The organism is Xanthomonas sp. 3498 (assembly GCF_014199795.1).
In the GTDB taxonomy this organism is placed as follows: Bacteria; Pseudomonadota; Gammaproteobacteria; order Xanthomonadales; family Xanthomonadaceae; genus Xanthomonas_A; species Xanthomonas_A rydalmerensis.
On record NZ_JACHOH010000001.1, the window covers coordinates 1,100,458 to 1,121,336 of the forward strand.

19 protein-coding genes are annotated in these 20,879 nt (G+C 69.7%); 4 read left to right on the forward strand and 15 right to left on the reverse strand.

Annotated features, from left to right (window positions below; genetic code table 11):
• Positions 1 to 47: 47 nt before the first annotated feature.
• The 4 genes from GGR66_RS04370 to GGR66_RS04385 form a co-directional block, all read right to left on the reverse strand.
• The gene (locus GGR66_RS04370; RefSeq protein ID WP_184447337.1) at positions 48 to 1,358 is read right to left on the reverse strand and encodes a histidine-type phosphatase; all 1,311 of its coding nucleotides are present in this window, start codon (positions 1,356 to 1,358) and stop codon (positions 48 to 50) included.
• Positions 1,359 to 1,366: 8 nt separating this feature from the next.
• Positions 1,367 to 3,871: a TonB-dependent receptor gene (locus tag GGR66_RS04375; protein WP_184447338.1), complete on the reverse strand. Its 2,505-nt coding sequence runs from the start codon at positions 3,869 to 3,871 to the stop codon at positions 1,367 to 1,369.
• 114 nt (positions 3,872 to 3,985) lie between these two features.
• A complete protein-coding gene (locus tag GGR66_RS04380; protein ID WP_184447339.1) occupies positions 3,986 to 5,068 on the reverse strand; it encodes a FecR domain-containing protein in 1,083 nt (360 codons plus the stop codon).
• The gene (locus GGR66_RS04385) at positions 5,061 to 5,576 is read right to left on the reverse strand and encodes a sigma-70 family RNA polymerase sigma factor (RefSeq protein ID WP_184447340.1); all 516 of its coding nucleotides are present in this window, start codon (positions 5,574 to 5,576) and stop codon (positions 5,061 to 5,063) included. Before GGR66_RS04385 ends, GGR66_RS04380 begins: the two co-directional genes overlap by 8 nt.
• A gap of 353 nt (positions 5,577 to 5,929) precedes the next feature.
• Between GGR66_RS04385 and GGR66_RS04390 the strand changes: the two genes are divergently transcribed.
• Positions 5,930 to 7,000, forward strand: a complete 1,071-nt coding sequence (locus GGR66_RS04390) for a pirin family protein (protein WP_184447341.1) — start codon at positions 5,930 to 5,932, stop codon at positions 6,998 to 7,000.
• Positions 7,001 to 7,173: 173 nt separating this feature from the next.
• Here GGR66_RS04390 and GGR66_RS04395 read toward each other — a convergent pair whose 3' ends face one another.
• The 4 genes from GGR66_RS04395 to GGR66_RS04410 form a co-directional block, all read right to left on the reverse strand.
• On the reverse strand, positions 7,174 to 7,776 hold the full coding sequence (locus GGR66_RS04395) for a hypothetical protein (RefSeq protein ID WP_184447342.1): 603 nt from the start codon (positions 7,774 to 7,776) through the stop codon (positions 7,174 to 7,176).
• Positions 7,777 to 8,008: 232 nt separating this feature from the next.
• Positions 8,009 to 8,224 carry a hypothetical protein gene (locus GGR66_RS04400; protein WP_184447343.1) on the reverse strand — a complete coding sequence of 72 codons (216 nt, stop codon included), beginning with the start codon at positions 8,222 to 8,224 and terminating at the stop codon, positions 8,009 to 8,011.
• Between the two features lie 3 nt (positions 8,225 to 8,227).
• A complete protein-coding gene (locus tag GGR66_RS04405; RefSeq protein ID WP_184447472.1) occupies positions 8,228 to 8,788 on the reverse strand; it encodes a TlpA disulfide reductase family protein in 561 nt (186 codons plus the stop codon).
• A 956-nt stretch (positions 8,789 to 9,744) separates the two neighbouring features.
• Entirely contained in the window at positions 9,745 to 10,497 is a 753-nt protein-coding gene (locus tag GGR66_RS04410) for an IclR family transcriptional regulator (RefSeq protein ID WP_160970209.1), read from the reverse strand.
• A 207-nt stretch (positions 10,498 to 10,704) separates the two neighbouring features.
• On the opposite strand from GGR66_RS04410, the gene fucP reads away from it, so the two are divergent.
• Positions 10,705 to 12,012, forward strand: a complete 1,308-nt coding sequence (fucP, locus tag GGR66_RS04415) for an L-fucose:H+ symporter permease (protein ID WP_184447344.1) — start codon at positions 10,705 to 10,707, stop codon at positions 12,010 to 12,012.
• 3 nt (positions 12,013 to 12,015) lie between these two features.
• Positions 12,016 to 12,390: an L-rhamnose mutarotase gene (locus GGR66_RS04420; protein WP_184447345.1), complete on the forward strand. Its 375-nt coding sequence runs from the start codon at positions 12,016 to 12,018 to the stop codon at positions 12,388 to 12,390.
• A gap of 197 nt (positions 12,391 to 12,587) precedes the next feature.
• Here the strand turns inward: GGR66_RS04420 and GGR66_RS04425 are convergent, their stop codons facing one another.
• From GGR66_RS04425 to GGR66_RS04450, 6 genes are all read right to left on the reverse strand, one after another.
• Positions 12,588 to 13,907: an L-fuconate dehydratase gene (locus tag GGR66_RS04425; protein WP_184447346.1), complete on the reverse strand. Its 1,320-nt coding sequence runs from the start codon at positions 13,905 to 13,907 to the stop codon at positions 12,588 to 12,590.
• A gap of 266 nt (positions 13,908 to 14,173) precedes the next feature.
• Complete coding sequence (locus GGR66_RS04430; RefSeq protein WP_160970205.1) at positions 14,174 to 15,031, reverse strand: fumarylacetoacetate hydrolase family protein; 858 nt, start codon at positions 15,029 to 15,031, stop codon at positions 14,174 to 14,176.
• 35 nt (positions 15,032 to 15,066) lie between these two features.
• Positions 15,067 to 15,813, reverse strand: a complete 747-nt coding sequence (locus tag GGR66_RS04435; protein WP_184447347.1) for an SDR family oxidoreductase — start codon at positions 15,811 to 15,813, stop codon at positions 15,067 to 15,069.
• Between the two features lie 31 nt (positions 15,814 to 15,844).
• Positions 15,845 to 16,726 carry an amidohydrolase family protein gene (locus GGR66_RS04440; RefSeq protein WP_184447348.1) on the reverse strand — a complete coding sequence of 294 codons (882 nt, stop codon included), beginning with the start codon at positions 16,724 to 16,726 and terminating at the stop codon, positions 15,845 to 15,847.
• Positions 16,723 to 17,754, reverse strand: coding sequence for an aldo/keto reductase (locus GGR66_RS04445; RefSeq protein WP_184447349.1), 1,032 nt, complete (start codon positions 17,752 to 17,754; stop codon positions 16,723 to 16,725). The genes GGR66_RS04440 and GGR66_RS04445 overlap by 4 nt, the downstream gene beginning before the upstream one ends.
• Positions 17,755 to 17,946: 192 nt before the next feature.
• Positions 17,947 to 18,627 (reverse strand): HAD-IA family hydrolase, encoded by a 681-nt coding sequence (locus GGR66_RS04450; RefSeq protein ID WP_255421567.1) that lies wholly within the window; start codon positions 18,625 to 18,627, stop codon positions 17,947 to 17,949.
• Positions 18,628 to 18,781: 154 nt separating this feature from the next.
• On the opposite strand from GGR66_RS04450, the gene GGR66_RS04455 reads away from it, so the two are divergent.
• Complete coding sequence (locus GGR66_RS04455) at positions 18,782 to 19,000, forward strand: hypothetical protein (protein ID WP_160970199.1); 219 nt, start codon at positions 18,782 to 18,784, stop codon at positions 18,998 to 19,000.
• A gap of 291 nt (positions 19,001 to 19,291) precedes the next feature.
• On the opposite strand, the gene glpK is transcribed toward GGR66_RS04455, so the two are convergent.
• On the reverse strand, positions 19,292 to 20,791 hold the full coding sequence (gene glpK, locus GGR66_RS04460; protein WP_160970197.1) for a glycerol kinase GlpK: 1,500 nt from the start codon (positions 20,789 to 20,791) through the stop codon (positions 19,292 to 19,294).
• Positions 20,792 to 20,879: the final 88 nt, after the last annotated feature.

Below are 20,879 nucleotides of genomic sequence, written 5' to 3' on the forward strand. Positions count from 1 at the left end.
TAGGAACGCCCGGTCGCGGCTGAAGCCGCTCCTACGGTGCCGCCAAGCTAATCGCCCACCGGCGCCGCCTGTGCCGGCCACTCGGTCATCGGCGGCATCGCAGCCTCGACCCGCTGCGGATCCAGCCGCGCCTGCAACGCCGGCAAGGCGATCGCCAGCGGGCAGCGCAGGCGGCCGCCGCAGCCGGGCAGCGGCCAGCGCCGCTCGCGCAGGCCGCGGCCATCGAAGCGGTTGGCACGCAGCGCCTGCAACGTCGGCACCACGCTGCGCAGTTGCAGGAAGTCGTGGCCGTCCTGCCGCACCAGTTCCAGCAGCAGCGCGCCGCCGGGCGGATACGCGTCCGGCTGACCGTGCACCAGCGGATCGATGCCGAACAAGCCGGCCAGATGCGCCAAATTGGTGTCGTGCCCCAGCAGCACCAGCGCACGCGTGTCCGCCGGCGCCAGCGCCGCCACCGCCGGCGGTTGCCCGGCCGCCGCCTGCAGCGTCGCCAGCAGGTGCGCGAGCAGGTTGGAGCCGCCGGCGCGTGCCGCCGGCAGCGCACGCTTGCTGTAGCCGAAGGAGGCATTGTGCAGACCGATCAGCCGCTGCAGCGCCGCGGCATCGGCGCGTCCCCAGGCCACCTGCGTCAACGGCAGGCCCTGCGCGTATTCCAGCATCAGGTTCTCGGCTAGGCTGCCGGCGGTCTTCAACGCCTTGGCCGCCTGCGCCGGATCCTGCAGACGCTGCGGATCGTCCAGGCGCTGTGTCCCCTGCGCGGCGCAGGTCGGGGTGGCGCAGCCGGACAGCACCCGCTGCAACGCGCGCAGGCGCCCGCGGGTGGCCGCGTCCAGGTGCAGCGGTGCCGCAGGCGCATCGTCGTCCTTGTCCTCATCCTTGCCGAAATGGAACAGCGGGTTGTTCTGCGTCGTCGGCAACGCCAGGTAGTGCGCCCGACACCCCGGCAGCAACCCCTCGGTAAACGCGGCCGCGCTGTCGTGGTTGCGCGGCGTGCTGTCGGCGATCACCACCGCGCCGGACGTGGCGCAGTCCGGCGCCAGCGCCGCCGTGGTCAGCCAGCGCTGCCGGTAGCGCGCGCCCAGCGCCTGCATGCCGGCGGCGCCGTGCGCCGTGAGTTGGCCCGGTGCCACCGGCCAGTGTGGCCAGGGCTGTGCGGCGTACTTGGCCAGGTCCTGTGGCGATTGCGTCGGTGCGCGCACGCCGTGGCGCATCACCACGATCGTCAGGCGCACCTCCGCGGCGGTCGATGCCGCGTCCGCCTTGGGCGATGCGGCCGCCGGCCAGGCGACGCTGGCGACGCATAGCCACGCGGCCAGGCGCCATGCGCTGCGCACGCGTGCGAATCGGGAAGCGGACATGGCGGGCCTCAGAACTTCAGCGACAGGTCGAGGAACACGCCGCGCCCGGCCAGGCCGAAGTACAGCGGCTGGTTGTCCGAGGACCGGGTGCCGGCATAGCCGATCAGCGCATGCCGGTTCAGCAGGTTGTTGACGTCCATGCTGATCGAGTATCCCTTGAGACCGTAGGGCCCGTGCGTGCTGCGGTAACCCAGCGCCGCGTCCAGGCTGGCGTAGCCGCCCAGGCGCTGGTCGTTGCCGAACACGGTGGCACCGCTGGGCATGGTGGTGTTGTCCACGCCGTACTGCGCGCCCACCACCTTTTCCATCAGCGAGCCGAAGTAGCCGGTGCCGCTGTTGTACAGCAGGCCCATCGCTGCGGTCACCCGCGGCGTGCCGGCCACCTGGGTGCTGCTGTGCTTGTAGGTGGCCTCGTTGTAGCTGGCGTTGGCGTACAGGCTCAGCATCGGCGTGAGCGCGTAGGTGGCCTCGGCCTCGGCGCCGCGGTACACCGCACCGCCACCATTGACGAAGGCGCTCTCGGTGCCGTTGTCGGTCGTGACCAGGGTCTGGCTGATGTAGTTGCTGAAGTCGATGTAGTAGACGTCGGCGCCGAAGGTCAGGCCGCGCGCGGCATAACTGGTGCCGAGCTGGTAGTTGCTGGTCAGTTCCGGGCGCAGGCCGCGCGTCCCGTTGAGTTCGATCACGTCGATCGGCGGCGCCAGGAAGCCGCGCGCAGCCTGCACGTAACCACTCCAGTGTTCGTTGAAGGCCTGGTGCAGGCTCAGCGACGGCAGCGTGGCGTCGTAGCTGGCGGTGCTGTGCGCAGGCGCCGGCGGCGTGCTCTTGTTGAGCTCGGCATCGAGCTGGCGCTGCACCCGCGCGTAGCGCAGGCCCGGGCTGAGAGTGAGGCTGTCGCTGAGCTTCCAGTCGTACTGCAGGTACGGCTGCAAGGTGTCGGTGCGGTCGTGCAGGTTGTAGTTGTACAGCGGCCCGTACTTGGTGCCGCTGGCCGCGCCGGTGCTCATGTCCACCGGCAACTGCTGGCGCTCGTCGAGGTTGCGCTCCACCCACACGCCGGTCTGCAACTGGCCCGGGCCAAGATCGCGCGCCAGCCGCAGCACGTCGCCGAAGGCGCGGAAGTCGTTGTCCGAGAGCTTGCCCGGCACGTCCTTGGCGGCCTTGGACAGCTTCTTGCCGGTGGCGCCGTAGAAGGTCACGCCGTTGTCGGCGGCGCTCTCGCTGGTGGGGATGCTGGTCTTGGACGCGGTGTGGTCGAAGCTGTTGTAGTAGACCTTGTTGTCCAGGTCCCAGTCGCCCAGGCGCGTGCTCAGGCCCAGGTAGGTGAAGCTGGAGTAGTAGGCGGCAGCGTTGTAGCCGGTGTAGTTCTGCAGGGTCGGATCGTCGCCCAGGCCGTAGCGCCAGCCGTGCTGCGCGATCTGCGCGCGGGTGGCGCCCTGCACGGTGTTCTGGTGCTCCTGGTTGTAGCTGCTGACGAAGGTCAGCGTGGTGGCCTCGCCGAGGTCGCTGACGGTCTTGAGGAAGGCGTGCTCGCGGCGGTCGTCGGTGCCTTTGAGGTAGGTATCGCTGGCCTCCTTGGACAGGTCGGCGAACAGGCGCGTGTTGCCGATGTGCTCGTCGGCGCTGACGCCGCCGGCCCAGGTGTTCCAGCTGCCGCCGGTGCCGTACACGGTAACGCCGTCCACCTCGCTGGGGTTGCGCGTGCGCAGCGCCAGGGTGCCGCCGAAGGTGGCGTTGCCGATGGTGGCGCCGCCGCCGGGACCGCGGTCGATCTCGGCCTGGCCGAGCACGTGGTTGTTGAAGTAGGCCGAGGTGGTGTGGTGCAGATCGCTGGCATCGCCGAACGGGATGCCGTCGAAGGTGATGTTGAACTGGCCATCCTGAAAGCCGCGAATGCTGATGCCTTCGTTCTTGCCCAGGCCCGGGCCTTCCGGCGAGGTGGTGACCACGCTGGGCGCGTACTTGATGATGTCGTCGTAGTTCGAATTCAGGCGCAGGCCGTCGCGGATGAAGCGCTCGTCGATCACCGAGGTTGGCTGGCTCGCCTCCAGCGGCGCGGCGCTGGGCGCCAGTGTGTCGACACTGTTGGCGGTGACGTTGATCGGCGCCAGTTCACGCGGGCCGTCGTGCTCGCCGTCGGCCTCGCCGCGCGCCGGCGCGGCACTGCGCGGCGCCCGTGGCGCGGCAGCAGGCGCGGCGGCGGCGACGCTGCTTCGCACGATGGCGACCGAGCCGGGCGTCAACATGCGGTAGTCCAGGCCGGTGCCGGCGAGCAAGGCATGCAGTTGCTGCGGCGGCGCCAGGCCGGCCGGCGCGCCGCTGCTGCGCAGCCCCGTGGCCAGCGCCGGGTCGTACATCAATTGCAGGCCGCTGCTGCGCGCGAACTGGTCCAGCGCCTGCGCCAGCGGCATGGGCGCGATGGCCGACGCGATGACGGCGGGCGCCGACCAAGCCGGCAGCGAGGACGCACTGCCGAGCAGCAGGGCGATGGAGACGACGAGAGGCTTGCGCATGACGATCACACCGGAGGGGAGGAAGGGCGGGCCCGCGCGTACTGCGCGACGGCCATGCTTCCTAGGAGTGCCCAGGTGCGCCGTGCGGCTACCGTCGATTTCGTGAATTTTTTCTTACAGCGGTGCCGGCGCGCGGCGGATGGTCACCGCGTGCGCATCGCGCTGTACCTGCACGTCCGGCAGGCTGCCCAGATACGCGACGAAGGCCTCCGGATCGCGCAGGTGGAACACGCCGCTGACCCGCCGCGCCGCCAGCGCCGGGTCGGCGATGTGCAGCGGCTGCGTGGTGTAGGCGTTGAACAGCCGCGCCAACTCGCCCAGGCTGCGATCCTGCACGCCGACCTGCGCCGGCAGCCAGGCGGTGGCGTCGGCGATGTCGGCATGGTCGCGCAGCGCTAGCACGCGGCCCTGCGCATCCACCCGCGCCTGCTGGCCGCCGCCCAGGTCCGCCAGCGTCGGTCCTTCCGACGGCAGGTCGCTGCGATGCCACCACGCCGGGGTATCGCGCGACACCTGCACCCGTCCCTGCAACACGGTGACCCGCGCACCGCCGGCCTGCGGGTCGACCCCGAACACGGTGCCGACATCGCGCAGCACCAGCGTCCCGACGCTGACCCGCAGCGGCCGCGCCGGATCGTGGCCGAGATCGAACACCGCCTTGCCGCGCAGCAGGGCGATGTCGCGGCGCTGCGTGCCGTAGCGCACCGCGATCGCGCCACCGCGGTCCAGGTGCACCACGCTGCCGTCGTCCAGGGCGACGTTGCGCGCCGCGTCTGCCGGCGCTTGGTACACCGTCGCTTGCATCGGGTCCGGCGCGCTCAGGCGCAGCGCCAGGCCCGCAGCGGCCAGCGCCAGCGCGGCCGCCACCGCCAACGTCCAGCGTTTGCGCCGGGGCGCCATCCGCTGCGGATGCGGCGTCGCCACAGGTGAGTCCACGTCCGGGCGCAGCGGCACCACCACCGCCCCGCTGCGCAAGGCATGCGCGCGTAGCTGCGCACTGCTGGCCTGCTGCGCCTGCGCCGCGGACGGCAGGTCGCCGTGCATCCGCGCGATGTCGAGATACGCGGCCACATGCGCCGGCGAGTGCCGCAGCCAGGCCAGGAACTCGGCCTGCCGCGCCGGCGACAACGTGGTCTCGCGCTGCGCCAGGTACCAGTCCGCGGCCGCTTCGGCGACGCGCTGCGACTCCTCACGCATAGCGCGCCATGCCCTGCCGGCACACCGCCAGGCCCTTGATGATGTACTTCTTGACCATGTGGCTGGAGATCTGCAGTTGCTCGGCGATCTCCTGGTAGCCCAGTTCGTCGCGATAGCGCAGCACCATCGCCGCGCGGCACTTGGGCGGCAGCCGCGCCATCAGCTCGGCCAGGCGCTGCCGGCGCTGCGCGCGGTGCACCTGCGCATCGGCCTCGCACGGCACCGCCAGCCGGTCCAGCACGTCGTCCAGGCAGGTGTCGCGCTGGCTGCTGCGCTGGTGCAGCAGCGCGTGCTCGCGCATCAGGTTGGCGGCGATGGTGAACAGGTAGGCTTCGGGATTGGCGATCTCCGGCGCGTGCGCCTCGCTGCGCTGCAGGCGCAGCCACACTTCCTGCAACAGGTCGTCGGCATCCCAGGCCTCGGCGCGGCGCTTGCGGAAGTAGCGGCTCAGCGACGGCCGCCATTGCAGGAACAGCCGCGACAACGCCGGCAGGGGTTCGGAACGCACCAGCCACTCGCAGTGCCGGCGCCATCGGCAGCCGGCGATTCGGAAAGGCGCGATGCTCGTCGCCGGCGATGACAGTCCGATGACGCATGGGTCGTGCGGGCACAGAGGAGCGGTTGCGCCCCAGCAAGCATTCAGTTCACGCCGCTGACTGCCGGGTTCGCTCGATCGGCGCACCCACCGGGGCCGGTCACCGCGCCTGCGCCATCGCCATGGAAGCGGCAGGTGCGCATCCCAGCGTTTCCCGTGCGGGACAGGATGTCCTTCGGACCGGCCTTCCGTTCCCTCGGCACCGCCCCATATCGTGAAGATTGCCGCACCCATCCTCGGGCGGCGTTCGCACGAAGGATCTTTCCATGACCGACCCCATCGTCCAGATCAAGCCGCTTGGCTTCCCTTGGGACACGATCGACCCGTTCCTGTTCTGCGTCTACCACGACGATGCCTACCCCGCCGGCAACGGCGCGATGGGGCCGGCGGCGTCCCTGCACGGCCGCGCCATCGGCCAGGACTTCAGCCGCAAGGACGGCTGGAGCATGTATCACGGCGAGGAGATTCCCGGCTTTCCCGGTCATCCGCACCGCGGCTTCGAGACCGTGACCATCGTGCGCAAGGGCCTGATCGACCATGCCGACTCGCTCGGTGCGGCGGCGCGCTTCGGCGCTGGCGACGTGCAATGGGTGACGGCCGGCGCGGGCATCGTCCATTCGGAGATGTTCCCGCTGCTGGACACGGCGGCGCCCAACCCGCTGGAACTGTTCCAGATCTGGCTCAACCTGCCGGCGCGCAACAAGCTGGCCGCGCCGCACTTCACCATGTTCTGGTCGGAAGACCTGCCGCGCTTCACTGCCACCGACGACGCCGGCCGCACCACCGAGGTGGCCTGCGTGGCCGGTCGCATCGGTCCGGTCGACGCCGCGCCCGGCAGCGCCGGCGGCCCGCTCGCGCCGCCACCGGATTCGTGGGCCGCGCAGGACGATGCCGATGTGGCCATCTGGACGATCCGCATGGCACCCGGCGCACGCTGGATCCTGCCCGCCGCGCAAGGCCGCGGCACGCGCCGCAGTCTGTATTTCTTCAAGGGCACAGCGGTGACGGTGGGCGGACGCCCGGTGACCCGCCACGCGGCGATCGAGTTGCACGCCGATCAGGCGGTCGAGTTGGTCAGTGGCGACGGCGAGGCGAGCGAGTTCCTGGTGCTGCAAGGCCGACCGATCGCCGAACCGGTGGCGCAACACGGTCCGTTCGTGATGAATACCCAGGCCGAGATCGCCCAGGCCATGGCCGACTATCGCCGCACCCAGTTCGGCGGCTGGCCATGGCAGGACGAGGCGCCGGTGCACGGCAGCGACCCGACCCGCTTCGCGCGACATCCGGATGGGCGCGAGGAGCGGCCGGCGCCGCACGCGGTCGCCGCCAACGGCTAGGGCGTGTCACCGATTCCCGAGGCCCCAACGCTGCTCGTCGCTTCGCGCCGCACCCTCACCCCAACCCCCGCCCCGCGCCCCGGCCCGCGCTTGCGGCGCGGGCGCTCCAGGGTGCGCGCGCCAGTGGCGCGCAGGCCGCACCCTGTCGCCCCAACGGGAGAGAGGCGATGCGCTCAGTAGCGGGCCGAGGCCAGCGCCTGCGCGCGCTCCAGTTGCTCGGCGATGCGCTTGCGCGCCTGCTGCAGTTCCTGGCGTGTGGCGTCTTCCTTGGCCGCCGGCACCAGTTCGGCATCGATCACCGACAGCGCGTCGGAGTACTGCCGCACCACGGCCGCCGCGTAGGCATTCATGTAGGCGGAGTTGTCCTTCTCGTCGCCCAGCGCCTGCAACTGCGCGCGGCCCTTGGCCACCTGCGCGGCGATCTTCTCGGCATCGCCGGGGCCGCCCTTGCCGGCCGTGGCCGGGTCGGCGTCGTGATGCACGGCGATGGTCTCGCGGGCGAAGTCGGCCACGGTCTTGCTGACGTTGCGCGCCAGCGCCTGCTTCGACAGCGCCACCACGTTGCCCTCCAGCACCTGCAGCATCGCCTTGGCCGAAGCGTCCCCGCCGATCGGTGCGCGACCGCTTTCGCCGCCGACCGGCGCGGCGGTGGGCTCCGGCGAGGTGGCCGGTGCAGTACGCGAGGCCTGGTCGCCGGGCTTGCCGCAACCGCTCAGCGCGATGGTGGTGAGGGCTGCAAGCAGTGACAGGCGGACGGGGTGAAAAGGTGAGGTCATGGAACGCTCCTGGTTGGTCTGCGTTCCACCATGCCCAGCCGCCGCGCAAACCTGCGTGAATCGTCGGAAGCTGGCGGTGACGCAGGGCGCGATCGCACGCACCAGGCGTGCCGTGCAGGTCGGCAGGGTGATGACGGCGTCGCAACGCGGCCGACGCTCACTGCGCTCCGTGATCGCCGCCATCGCATCCCCGATTCCGGAGCCGGCCTGACGCGACCGGCTCCGGGATTGCTCAGCCGCAGCAGTAGCAGACCAACGGCTTTCCGGGTCCGCCCGGCCCCAGTTCGCCACCGAACGGTGCGCACTCCTGCTGGCAGGCCCAGGCGCTGCAGGCCGCCTCCTTCTCGATGCCCTCGCCGGCGGTCGCCTGCACCGCGCCGAAGCCCATGCTGGCCAGGAACACGGCCGCAAGCATCCCGTTGCGTAACGCTGTCCAACGCTGTTTCATAGCTTACTCCTCGATGGTTGCCAAGGCCGGCGGCACATCCGTGCTGCGCACTGCGGCCATCAGGTCCTGCATCCGCTCCGTGGTATCGAAGACGCCGACACGCGCGTAGCGCACGCGTCCCTCGCGGTCCAGCGCCAGCAGCGTCGGCACGTTGCGCGCGCGGAACAGCATCAGCGCGCGGCGATCGGTCAACGTGGTCACCGGAAACGTGAAACCGTGTTCGGCGGCGTAGCGCCGCGCCTGCTCAGGGCTGCAGTGGCACACGCCCAGTACCTGCACGCCCGGTTGCTGCGTGGCCAGACGCTGCGCCGCCTGCACCACGTGCGGCGCCGAGCGCTTGCAGTACGGGCAGGTGGTGGTGAAAAAGAACAGCACCTGACGCTCGACGGTCGGCACGCCGAGCGTCAGCGGCGTGCCATCGACCGCGGCGACATCGATGCGCGGCACGTACATGCCCAGATACGGCTCGGTGGTGCGGGTGACGAACCAGCGCCGTTCCTCGCGCAAGCCGCGGTTCTGCCAAGCCAGCACCAGCACCAACGCGCAGGCCGCCAGCAGCGCCAACCAACTCCAGGGAAACCGCCGCGCCATGCCGTGTGCCCGTGTCGCCGTGTTCCGTGCAGGCTGCGCAGCCGCGGCGCGATGGTCAACGCTTTGCGCCCGCGAGCGGCGAGTGCGTGATCAGGCTGGGGATCGCGTCACGCGCACCATGGGCGCGCATTCCAGCGGAGTGCTGCACATGCGGGCGTACAGCGCAGCCTTGGGCTTTGCCAGGCACGCGCGGCACGAAAACAGCGGCATGAGCACGCATCGCATGGTCAACACACGGGTGGCGATACGTCAGTCAGAACGCTTCCTGCGCGCCGCACGTCGCAGACAGCTCAGCGGTCGAGAGCAGGATCATCCCGGACGTCCACATCAGAAGCACTCGCCAACACGGCGCAAGGTACGCACGTCCACTTTGAACGAATTGCTAGAGATTGTGCGCTCGACGCCAGCGTCTAGCCAGTGCGAATGCTCGATGGCGAACACTTTGCGAGAAGGGTCTCTTGACTGTGGCATCGAGCACCTGAGCTATTTCACTGTCGATTGGCGCCCCTTGTTCAAGCCAACCTATAGCGAGTCCTGCCCAGTAATCAGAAGGCCAGATTGTACTCAAGCCAGCAAGAACGACATCTCGCGGTGGTGCGAGAGTCGCGTCATACGCAGCAAACGGAGCCTCAAGGTATAAAACGAGCTTCCGTTGATCCATGTTGATGTCTAACGCTTGAATCGAGCGGCCTCATCAACGGGTCCGCTTGGATGAACTGTTAGGCGCCAGTGCTGCCAGCGCCGCTGATGACCAAGATGCCGTAGTGCCCACAGTAACCCCTTGCTTCAAAATACTCACCGGCAACGCGAGTGGTACAGACAAGATCGCAGGCCGTGGTTTGCCCCCAAAGTGGGGCATTTCAAAGCCCGCCATTTCAGTGTCAATACGCTTGCCGTCGGAGGTGGATAGATCGCAAGGAGCGCGACGCCTACGCCAACGCCGCACTGATCTGCGCCGCGGCATCGCAGACCGCGCGCATCGCCGCCTGCGCGTCGATCGGTTGCGGGCGGCGTTCGATGAAGGGCACGGTCAGGGTGTAGCGGGCGATGCCGTGTTGCAGGATCGGTGCGGTCAGGTCGATCACCCCGACCACCGCCTCGCTGGGATGGATGCTGTAGCCCAGGGCGCGTACCTCCTGCGCCGCGGCCAGGAACGCGGCGCGGTCGTACGCCACCTCGCTGGCGTCCAGGCGTTGCAGCAACTGCGCCTGCGCGTCGGCCGGCTGGAACGCGAACAGCACCAGGCCGGAGGTGGAGTGCGCGAACGGACGGCGGTGGCCGGGACGCACCACCAATCCCAGGTCGCTGGGCACGTCCATCTGCGCGATGACCACGATCTGGTCGTCCGACGGCGCCACCAGGTGGCAGGGCTGGCGGATCGCGTCGGCCAGCGCGCGCATCACCGGCAGCGCCACTTCGGTGACGTTCTGCACCCGCGGCTGCTGCATGCCGAGCATGAACAGGCGGTTGGTCAGCGTGTAGCCGCCCTCGCCCGCAGCCCGGGTCAGGTAGCCGCGCTCTTCCAGCACCTGCAGCATGCGGAAGATCTCGCCGCGCGAACGGCCGATGCCCTGCGAGATCTCGCCCATGCTCATCGGCCGCGCATCGCGCGCCAGCAGCTCCAGGATGTCCAGTCCCTTGTCCAGGGCGGGCGCACGGTACTTGGGCAAAGGGGTGGTCATTCCGTCGAGGACCCGGTAGCTGGTGAAGAGGACTAGGGTACAGGGACGCCGCACTGGCTCGCACCGCTGGCGCCGCGCTGCTTCGGTCGGCGGCCGCACCATGCAAATATGAACTCAAATTTTATATTTGCATGGCACTCGCCGGCGCAGTACGCTCCGCCGACAATCCGAACGCGACGCGGCACACCTTGGGAGGGGTAGGCGGCAATGCACTACAGCAGCGAACGCGCCACGCCGGCGCCCGCCAGTCTCACCCGGACCGCGCTCGCGCCGTTGGTCCTGATCGTCAGCCTGTTCTTTCTGTGGGGCATGGCGAACAACCTCAACGACATCCTGATCAAGCAGTTCAAAAAAGCCTTCGAACTGACCGACCTGCAGGCCGGGCTGGTGCAGAGCGCGTTCTACCTGGGCTACTTCGTGTTCGCGATCCCGGCGGCGATGTTCATGCGCCGCTACAGCTACAAGGCCGCGGTGGTGCTGGGCCTGCTGCTGTACGCGGTCGGCGCGTTCCTGTTCTACCCCGCCGCGCAGGTGCACACCTACTGGCTGTTCCTGCTGGCGCTGTTCGTCATCGCCAGCGGCCTGGCGTTCCTGGAAACCACCGCCAACCCGCTGGTCACCGTGCTCGGCCCTGCCGAGGGCGCGGCGCGGCGGCTGAACCTGGCGCAGGCGTTCAATCCGCTGGGCTCGATCACCGGCATTCTGGTCGGCCAGCACTTCATCCTGTCCGGCGTGGAGCACACCCCGCAGGAACTGGCCGCGATGGCGCCGGCCGCGCGCGAGGCCTTTTTCTCTGCCGAGTCGCTGGCGGTGCAGACGCCGTATCTGATCATCGGCGCGGTGGTGCTGCTGTGGGCGCTGCTGATCGGGCTGACCCGCTTCCCGGCCACCCGCGCCGGGGGCGACGGCGCCCACGCCGGCGGCTTCGGCCAGTTGCGGCGCAACCGCCGCTTCGTGTTCGCGGTGATCGCGCAGTTCTTCTACGTCGGCGCCCAGGTCGGCATCTGGAGCTACCTGATCCGCTATCTGCAGGACGGCGTGCCCGGCACTCCGGAGAAGACCGCCGCCGATTTCCTCACCGTCTCGCTGGTGCTGTTCATGGCCGGCCGCTTCATCGGCACCGCGCTGCTGCGCTTCCTGCCGCCAGCGCGGCTGCTCGGCGTGTTCGCCCTGCTCAACCTGCTGCTGTGCGCGGTGGCGGTGGCGCTACCGGGCTGGATCGGCCTGTATGCACTGGTCGCCAGCAGCCTGTTCATGTCGGTGATGTTCCCGACCATCTTCGCCCTGGGCCTGGACGGGCTGGACGACGACGCGCGCAAGCTGGGCGCCTCGCTGATCGTCATGGCGATCATCGGCGGCGCCGCGCTGACCGCGGTGATGGGTGCGGTGTCCGACCATGCCGGCATCCACTGGGCGATCACGGTGCCGGCGCTCGGCTTCGCGGTGATCCTCGGTTTCGCGCTGCATGCGGCGCGACACCGCGTGGCGTCCCTCCCCTCTGCCCGCGGAGCCTGAGCCATGCCGCGCCACTGCTACCTGCTGGACCTGCACGACGACCCGGCGCTGATCGCCGAATACGAACGCTGGCACCGTCCCGACACCGTCTGGCCGGAGATCGTCGCCTCGCTGCGTGCCGCCGGTATCCGCGAGCTGGACATCCACCGCTGCGGCGACCGCCTGGTGATGCTGATGGAAGTGGACGAGGACTATTCGCCCGCAGCCAAGGCCGCCGCCGACGCGGCCAACCCGCGCGTGCAGGCCTGGGAAGCGCTGATGTGGCGCTTCCAGAAACCCTTGCCCGGGTCGGCGCCCGGCGAGAAATGGCGCGAGGCGCTGCAGATCTTTTCGTTGCAGGCGGCGTTGGCGGAACAGGAGCGCAAGAGCACGGGCTGAGGCGTTTGCGAGAGGGACGTCCGTCCCGACGGCTGCTGCGGCCGGTGGGTTGGTCGGCTTCGCTCGTCGCGGCTGAAGCCGCTCCTACGAGAGCGCCGGCGCAGCGCGGATCGCACACGTAGGAGCGGCTTCAGCCGCGACCGCTTCAACGCAGCCGGTGCGCTTCCGTCAGCGGAAACGCACCTACACCGCAAAACTCAGGCGCCCTGCGCCGCCAGATCCGCACTCCAGAACGGGCCATCCGGATACAGGAACTCGCTGACCGAAGTGGCATGCATCTCGGCCGAGAAGCCCGGCGCCGTCGGCGCCAGGTAGCGGCCGTGCACGATCCGCACGGGGTCGACGAAGTGCTGGTGCAGGTGGTCGACGAACTCGATCGCGCGGTCTTCCATCTTGCCGGTGATGGCGACGAAATCGGCCATCGCCAGGTGCTGCACCAGTTCGCACAAGCCCACGCCGCCGGCATGCGGGAACACGCGCACGCCGAACTTGGCTGCCAGCAGCAGGATCGCCAGGTTCTCGTTGACGCCGCCCACGCGCGCGGCATCGATCTGGATCAGGTCCACCGCGCCGGCCTGCAGCAACTGCTTGAACACCACGCGGTTCTGGGTGTGCTCGCCGGTGGAGACCGGCACCGGCGCGATGCCGCGGCGGATCGCGGCATGGCCGAGCACATCGTCGGGGCTGGTCGGCTCCTCGATCCAGGCGATGCCGAACTCGGCCAGCTGGCGCATCCAGGCGATCGCCGGGCCCACGTCCCAGCGCTGGTTGGCGTCCACCGCCATGGCGATGTCCGGGCCGATCGCTGCGCGCGCCAGGCGGCAACGGCGGATGTCGTCCTCCACGTTGGCGCCGACCTTGAGCTTGATCGTGCGAAAGCCGTCGGCCACCGCTTCCTTGGCCAGGCGCACCAGCTTCTCGTCGGAATAGCCGAGCCAGCCGGGCGAGGTGGTGTAGGCCGGATAGCCCTGGTCGAGCAGGGTCTGGATGCGCTCGGCGCGCAGCGGTTCGGCGTCGCGCAACATGGCCAGCGCCTCGTCCGGGGTCAGCGCGTCGCTGAGGTAGCGGAAGTCGATCGCGTCCACCAGTTGCTCCGGCGACAGCTCGGCGATGAAGCGCCACAGCGGCTTGCCGGCGCGGCGCGCGGCCATGTCCCAGGCGGCGTTGACCACGGCGCCGATGGCCATGTGCATCACACCCTTTTCCGGGCCCAGCCAGCGCAGTTGCGAGTCGTCGGTGAGGCTGCGCGCGAAACCGCCCAGGTCGCCGATCACCGCCTCCACGTCGCGGTCGACCACGTGGTGCGCCAGTGCCGCCACCGCCGCGCTCTGCACGTCGTTGCCGCGGCCGATGGTGAAGGCCAGGCCGTAGCCGGCGAGACCATCGTCGGCATCGGTGCGCAGGCGCAGATAGGCGGCCGAATAATCCGGATCCGGATTCATCGCATCGGAACCGTCGAGTTCGCGCGAGGTGGGGAAACGGACGTCGAAGGTCTCGAGCGCGACGATTTTGCTCATGGGGATCCTGGTCGGTGAGGCGGTGGGAAAGTCAAAAAAGCGGTGAAACAGCCCCTCTCCCCCCGGGAGAGGGGTTGGGGTGAGGGTGCGGGAGTGCACAACTGCAGCCGCCCCAGCAAAACAAGAACGAAGCTAGGAGCAAGCAGCGGGACCGCTCACGCGCGAGCGAAAGCCACACCGGGATGCATGGCGAGGTGGCTTCGCCCCTACCCTCACCCCAACCCCTCTCCCGGAGGGAGAGGGGCTTTTTCTCTCGCGTCGTGCAGCTACTGCGCGTCGCGCGGATGCGCGACCACGGCCTGGCGTTGCTCGCCCAGGCCTTCGATGCCCAGCCGCATCACGTCGCCCGGCTTCAGGTACACCTGCGGCTTCTGCCCCAGGCCCACGCCCGGCGGCGTGCCGGTGCTGATCACGTCGCCCGGCAGCAGGGTCATGTAGCGGCTGATGTGGCTGACCAACTCGGCCACGCCGAACACCATCGTGCGGGTGCTGCCGTTCTGGTAGCGATGGCCATTGACCTCCAGCCACATCGACAGGTTCTGCGGATCCGGCACCTCGTCGGCGGTGACCAGCCATGGGCCGATCGGGCCGAAGCCGTCGCAGCTCTTGCCCTTCACCCACTGCCCGCCATGCTCGAGCTGGAACGCGCGCTCGGACAGATCGTTGATCACCGCATAGCCGGCGACGTGCGACAGCGCGTCCTCCACCGACACGTCGCGCGCGGTATCGCCGATCACCACGCCCAGCTCCACTTCCCAGTCGGTCTTGAGCGAACCGCGCGGGATCGTCACCGTGTCGTTGGGGCCGCTGATCGCGCTGGTGGCCTTCATGAACAACACCGGCATCTCCGGCACCGCCATGCCCGACTCGGCGGCGTGGTCGGCATAGTTCAGCCCGACGCAGATGAACTTGCCGACGCGGCCCACGGCCGCGCCGTAGCGCACCTCGCCGTCCACCTGCGGCAGCGTGGCCGGATCGAGCGCGCGCAGCCTAGCCAGGCCGGCAGCGGTGAGGTGTTCGCCGGCGACGTCGTCGATCACCGCCGAGAGATCGCGCAGGTGGCCGTCGGCATCGAGCAGGGCCGGGCGTTCGTGGCCAGGTTCGCCGTAACGCAGCAGTTTCATGGGGGAAATCCTCTGTCGGAAATGGGATGGCGCGGTCAGTTCGACCAGCCGCCGTCGATGATGTGGGTCTGGCCGGTGGTGAACGAGGATTCGTCCGAAGCCAGGTACACCACCAGCTGCGCGATCTCGCGCGGGTCGCCGAGGCGGCCCATCGGCTGGCGGTCGGTGAAGCTCTTCCACACCGCCTGCTCGTCGCCGCCCAGCGCCTTGACTCGCTCGCCCAGCGACGGCGTCTTGATCGTGCCGGGGCAGATCGCGTTGCAGCGGATGCCCTTGGCCACGTAGTCGGCAGCGATGGCCTTGCTCAGGCCGATCACCGCCGCCTTGGTCACGCCATAGGCGAAGCGGTTGGGCACGCCCTTGATGCTGGACGCCACCGAGGACATGTTGACGATGCTGCCGCGGCCCTGCGCGAGCATGCCCGGCAGCACCGCCTGGCACAGGTAGTACATCGCATCGACGTTGATCGCGAACGAGCGCTTCCAGGCCGGCGTGTCGCAGTCGAGGATGCTGCCCTGGTGCACGTAACCGGCGCAGTTGAACAGCACGTCGAAGGTCGGCTGCGCCGCCACCAGCGCCTGGATCGCGGCGGCATCGGTGACATCCAGGGTCTGCGTGACGATGCCATCGGACTCGGCGGCCAGGGCCTGCAGCGCGGCGGCGTCGATGTCGGTCGCCAGCACCTGCGCGCCTTCGCGCGCGCAGGCCAGTGCGCTCTCGCGGCCGATGCCGGCGCCGGCGGCGGTGATCAGGCAGCGCTTGCCTTGCAGACGGCCGCTCATGCGCGGCTCCCGGAAATGGACACGAACGTGGTCATGGGGCGGAACTCCAGGTCGGGGGGAAAGCAATCGGATCGGACAGGCGATAGACGCGCCGCGCATTGCCGGCGAACACCGCCTCGGCGGCGCCGGCGGCATGCTGCGCGACCCAGGCCTGCGCCAGCGCCATCCAGGCGGCGTAGTCGGTACGCTGGGTGAGCACCGGCCAGTCGCTGCCCCACAGCAGCCGCTGCGCGCCGAAGCAGGCGAACAGGTGCGCCACGTAGGGGGCAAGCGCGGGATCGTCGATGGCGGCGTCGGCCGGCAGTTCGGTGAGCAGGCCGGACAGCTTGCACACCACGTTGGGGTACTGCGCCAGGTGCGCGAGGCCGTCGGCCCAGGCCTGGAAGCCGGCAGCGCCGATGGCCGGCTTGCCGGCGTGATCCAGCACCACGCGCAACTGCGGATGACGCTGCAACCGCGCCAGCAACGCCGGCAGGTGCAGCGGCCGCACCAGCGCGTCGAAGACCAGGTCGTGCTGCAGCAGCGCATCGAAGGCCGCGTCCAGCTGCGAACGCGCCAGCCACTGCGGATCGGCCAGATCCTGCACCATCGGCCGCAGCCCCTTGAGCAGGCCTGCGCCTTCGGCGCACAGCGCGGCGATGCGCGCGGCGACGTCGGCCGCCTCGAAATCCAGCCAGCCGACCACGCCAGCGATGCGCGGCTCGGCGCGCGCCAGCTGCAGCAGGTAGCGCGTTTCCGCCTCGCTCTGCGCTGCCTGCACCGCCACCAGCGCGGTCACGCCCTGCGCGTCCAGCGTCGCGGCCAGGTCCTCGGGCAGGTAGTCGCGGTACAGCAAGCCCAGGTCAGGGGTCAGCCAGGCATAGTCGCCACGCGCCAGGCGCCAGAAATGCACATGGGCGTCGATCGCGTTCACGGCGTCGGCACCGGCGCGCGCAGCAGGCCGTCGTCGCGGAACTGTTGCCACAACGCAGCGGGAATCGACGCGCGCAGACGTGTGGCGGCGCTGGCCACTTCCGCCGGCGTGCGCATGCCGGCGACCACCGTGCTCACCGCCGGATGGGCCAGCGGAAACTGCAGCGCCGCCGCGCCCACGTCGACACCGTGCGCCGCGCAGGCCGCGAACAGGCGCTGCGCGTGCTGCAGCGTGGCCGGATCCACCGGCGCGTAGTTGTAGGTATCGCCCGGTCCGCGCGCGTCGCTCAGCAGCCCGGAGCTGTACGGCCCGGCGACCAGGATGCCGACCTGCCGCTGCAGCGCCTGCGCCATGATCCGCTGCGCGGCATGCTGTTCGAGCAGGGTGTAGCGGCCGGCGAGCATCACGCAGTCGAGCGGGAACAGCGGCATCAGTTCCACCGCCACGTCCTCCTCGTTGACACCGATGCCGATCGCCCGGCACGCGCCCTGCGCCTTGAGCGCGGCCATCGTCGGCAAGGCCTCGTCCAGCGCCTGCCGCAGCATCGCCGGATGGCGCTCGGCGTGGGTCAGGCGGCCGATGTCGTGCAGCAGCAGCACGTCGATGTGATCGGTGCCGAGCCGCTGCAGGCTGCTCTCGAAGGCACGCAGCACGCCGTCGCGGCTGTAGTCGAATTCGGCGCGGCGCCCGGCCACGGCGAAGCCCTCGCGCCCCGGCGCCGCCGCGGCATCGTCGTAGACGCAGCGCCCGACCTTGGTCGAGAGCGTGTAGCTGGCGCGCGGCAGCCCGCGTAGGCCCTGCCCCAGGCGCTGCTCGCTCAGCCCATAGCCGTAGTACGGCGCGGTATCGAAATGGCGGATGCCGGCGGCATAGGCGTCGGCCACCGCGGCCAGCGCCACCGTGTCGTCCACCTCGGCGTACAGATTGCCGATCGGCGCGGCACCGAAGCCCAGCGTGGACAGGTGCACGCCGCTGGTGCCCAGCGGGCGCGGCGCCAAGGCGTCGGCGGCGGCAGCGTTCAGCGCCATGCGCGCACGCCCGGCATGACAGCCACAGCGGATCGCCCACGGACGCGCGAGGGACGGTAGCTGCTGGGGTTGCGCATGGCACGCCTCTGCCCGGGATCGGGCGCGATGAGTTAAGGCCGCAGCATGCACGCCCAGGATGGCAACGGGCGCCGCGACTGTTCGCCTATGAATATAGCAATCACAAGTGAACAATCAACCTGCAGCGCAGCAATCACCCTCTCGGCGTTCGGACGACAGCACCAGCGCCGACAGCGCGTCCGGCCGCTGCAGCAAGGGCAGCGGCGTCTGCGGTTGCAAGGCGGCCGGCAAGGTATAGCCCCAGGCGACGCCGGCGAAGGCGATGCCGGCCTGCCGCGCGGCCTCGGCATCGCGGATCTCGTCGCCCACGCACAGCGCCCGCGCGGCGGGAACGCCGCAGGCGCGCAGGCTGGCGCGCAGTTTGCGCCGCTTGCCCAGCACCGCCGCACCGCAGCGCACGTCGCGGAACTGCGCGAGCAGCGTGGGACCGAGCACGCGCTCGACGTTGGCGCGGCTGTTGGACGTGACCAGCGCCAGCTGCACGCCGGCCTGCGCCAACTGCGCGAGCAGGTCGGCCACGCCATCGAACAGCGCGATGCGCTCGATCTGTTCGCTCATCAGGGTGCGCATGCGCCGCGCCACCGCCGGCACCCGCCACCAGCGCAGGCCGCTGCGCGCCATCAGTTCGCGCGCGCTCAGGCTGCGGATTTCCTCCAGCCGCTCGACGTCGAAGCGGCGGAAGCCGAATTCGTCGGCAACGCCGTTGATGGTCGCCAGGAACCAGGGGAAGGAGTCGGCCAGGGTGCCGTCGAAGTCGAAGATGACCAGGTCGTAGCGGTGCATCGGCATCAGCATGCCGGAGCGCCGGAGTCCGCGCCAGCGGCGTGCGTTGCCTACCGCGATCATCGGGCGCGCGGATCGGCCCGCCCTTCATCCGCCGTTGCCCTGCGCTTCACCCGCACGCGTCGGCGCAGCGCGCACGCTGGCGACTCATCGCAAGGAGACGCCCATGCATATGCAGAGTCCCAATCCCGGCCAGGATCCGCAGCAGCCACCGAACGAGGTGCCGGGCCAGGTACCGAACCCCGGCGTGGACCCGACCCCGGACCGCCCGATCGACCCGATCCCCGACAAGCCGACCGATCCGACCATCCCGCCGATCCAGGACCCGGTCGGCGGCGTGGATTCCCCGGTGCCGGGCCCGCGCGGACCGACGCAGTACGTTTGAACCGTCGCCGCGCGGATTGCAATGCGAGAGACGGTTGCGGGAATGGCGACCCTCGCGATTGACGGACGGCGACCCGGCTTTCGCGGGAACGCGCGTCGCGGCTGAAGCCGCTCCTACAAAATGCATGCAGCGGCTGCCACGTTAGCGACAGCACGAACGATGACGCGGCCTTGCTGCCGACGGACGCAAGAGAATCCACCGCGTAGGAGCGGCTTCAGCCGCGACCAGGCCTTCCCAGGAACGCCCGGTCGCGGTTGAAACCGCTCCTACGTGTTTCGCGCGGCGATCGCCTCAGCGAACCCGGAACCCCATCGTCGCCTCCACTGCCTGCTGCCAGCCGGCGTACAGGGCTTCGCGGCGCTCGGCCGGCATGTCCGGCTCGAAACGGCGGTCCACCGCCCACTGCTGGGCGATCTCGGCACGGTTCTTCCAGAAGCCGGTGGCCAGGCCGGCCAGGTAGGCCGCCCCCAACGCGGTGGTCTCGGCCACCTCCGGGCGCAGCACCGGCACGTCCAGGATGTCGCTCTGGAACTGCGCCATGAAGTCGTTGGCGATGGCGCCGCCGTCGGCGCGCAGTTCCTTCAGTTCGATGCCCGAATCGACCTGCATCGCGGTCAGCACGTCGCGGGTTTGGTACGCCATCGATTCGAGTGCAGCGCGGATGAAGTGTTCCTTGGTGGTGCCGCGGGTCAGGCCGAACACCGCACCGCGGATGTCGCTGCGCCAGTACGGCGCGCCCAGGCCGACGAAGGCCGGCACGATGTACACGCCGTCGTTGTCGCCGGCACGTTCGGCATAGGCCTGCGAATCGCTGGCCTTGCCGAGCATGCGCAGGCCGTCGCGCAGCCACTGCACCACCGAGCCGGCGACGAAGATCGCGCCTTCCAGCGCATACTCGACCTTGCCGTCCACGCCCCAGGCGATGGTGGTGAGCAGGCCACTCTTCGAGGCCACCGCTTTCTCGCCGGTGTTCATCAGCATGAAACAGCCGGTGCCGTAGGTGTTCTTGGCCATGCCCGGTTCGAAGCAGGCCTGGCCGAACAGCGCCGCCTGCTGGTCGCCGGCGATGCCCGCGATCGGCACCGCGTGGCCGTAGAAATACTGACCCTGGGTGTTGCCGTAGATCTCGCTGGACGAGCGCACCTCCGGCAGCATCGAGGCGGGGATGTCGAGCATCTGCAGCAGCTCTTCGTCCCAACGCAGTTCGTGGATGTTGTACAGCAGCGTGCGCGAGGCGTTGGTGTAGTCGGTGACATGCACCTTGCCACCGGTGAGGTTCCAGATCAGCCAGCTGTCGATGGTGCCGAAGGCCAGTTCGCCACGCTGCGCGCGCTCGCGCGCGCCCTCGACGTGGTCGAGGATCCACTTGACCTTGGTCCCGGAGAAATACGCATCGATCAGCAGGCCGGTCTTGGCTCGCACCATGTCCTCGTGGCCATCGGCCTTGAGCTGGTCGCAGATGTCCTTGGTCTGCCGCGACTGCCAGACGATCGCGTTGTAGATCGGCTGGCCGGTGGCGCGGTCCCACACCACCGCGGTCTCGCGCTGGTTGGTGATGCCGATGCCGGCGATCGCGCTGGCGTCCACCTGGTGGTTGTTGAGCAGCTCGGTGATCGTGGTGTAGACGCTGGTCATGATCTCGCGCGGGTTGTGCTCGACCCAGCCCGGCTGCGGGAAGATCTGCGAGAACTCGCGCTGGGCCATGCCGACGCTGCGGCCGGCGCGGTCGAACAGGATCGCGCGCGAACTGGTGGTGCCCTGGTCGATGGCCAGGATGAACTGCTTTTCCATCGGAGACTCCTGCGGGATGCACGCCGCGCGCACGGGCGCGGCGCCAACGGGGAAGAGGGAGGCGCGCACGCCGCGCGCGGAAACGAAC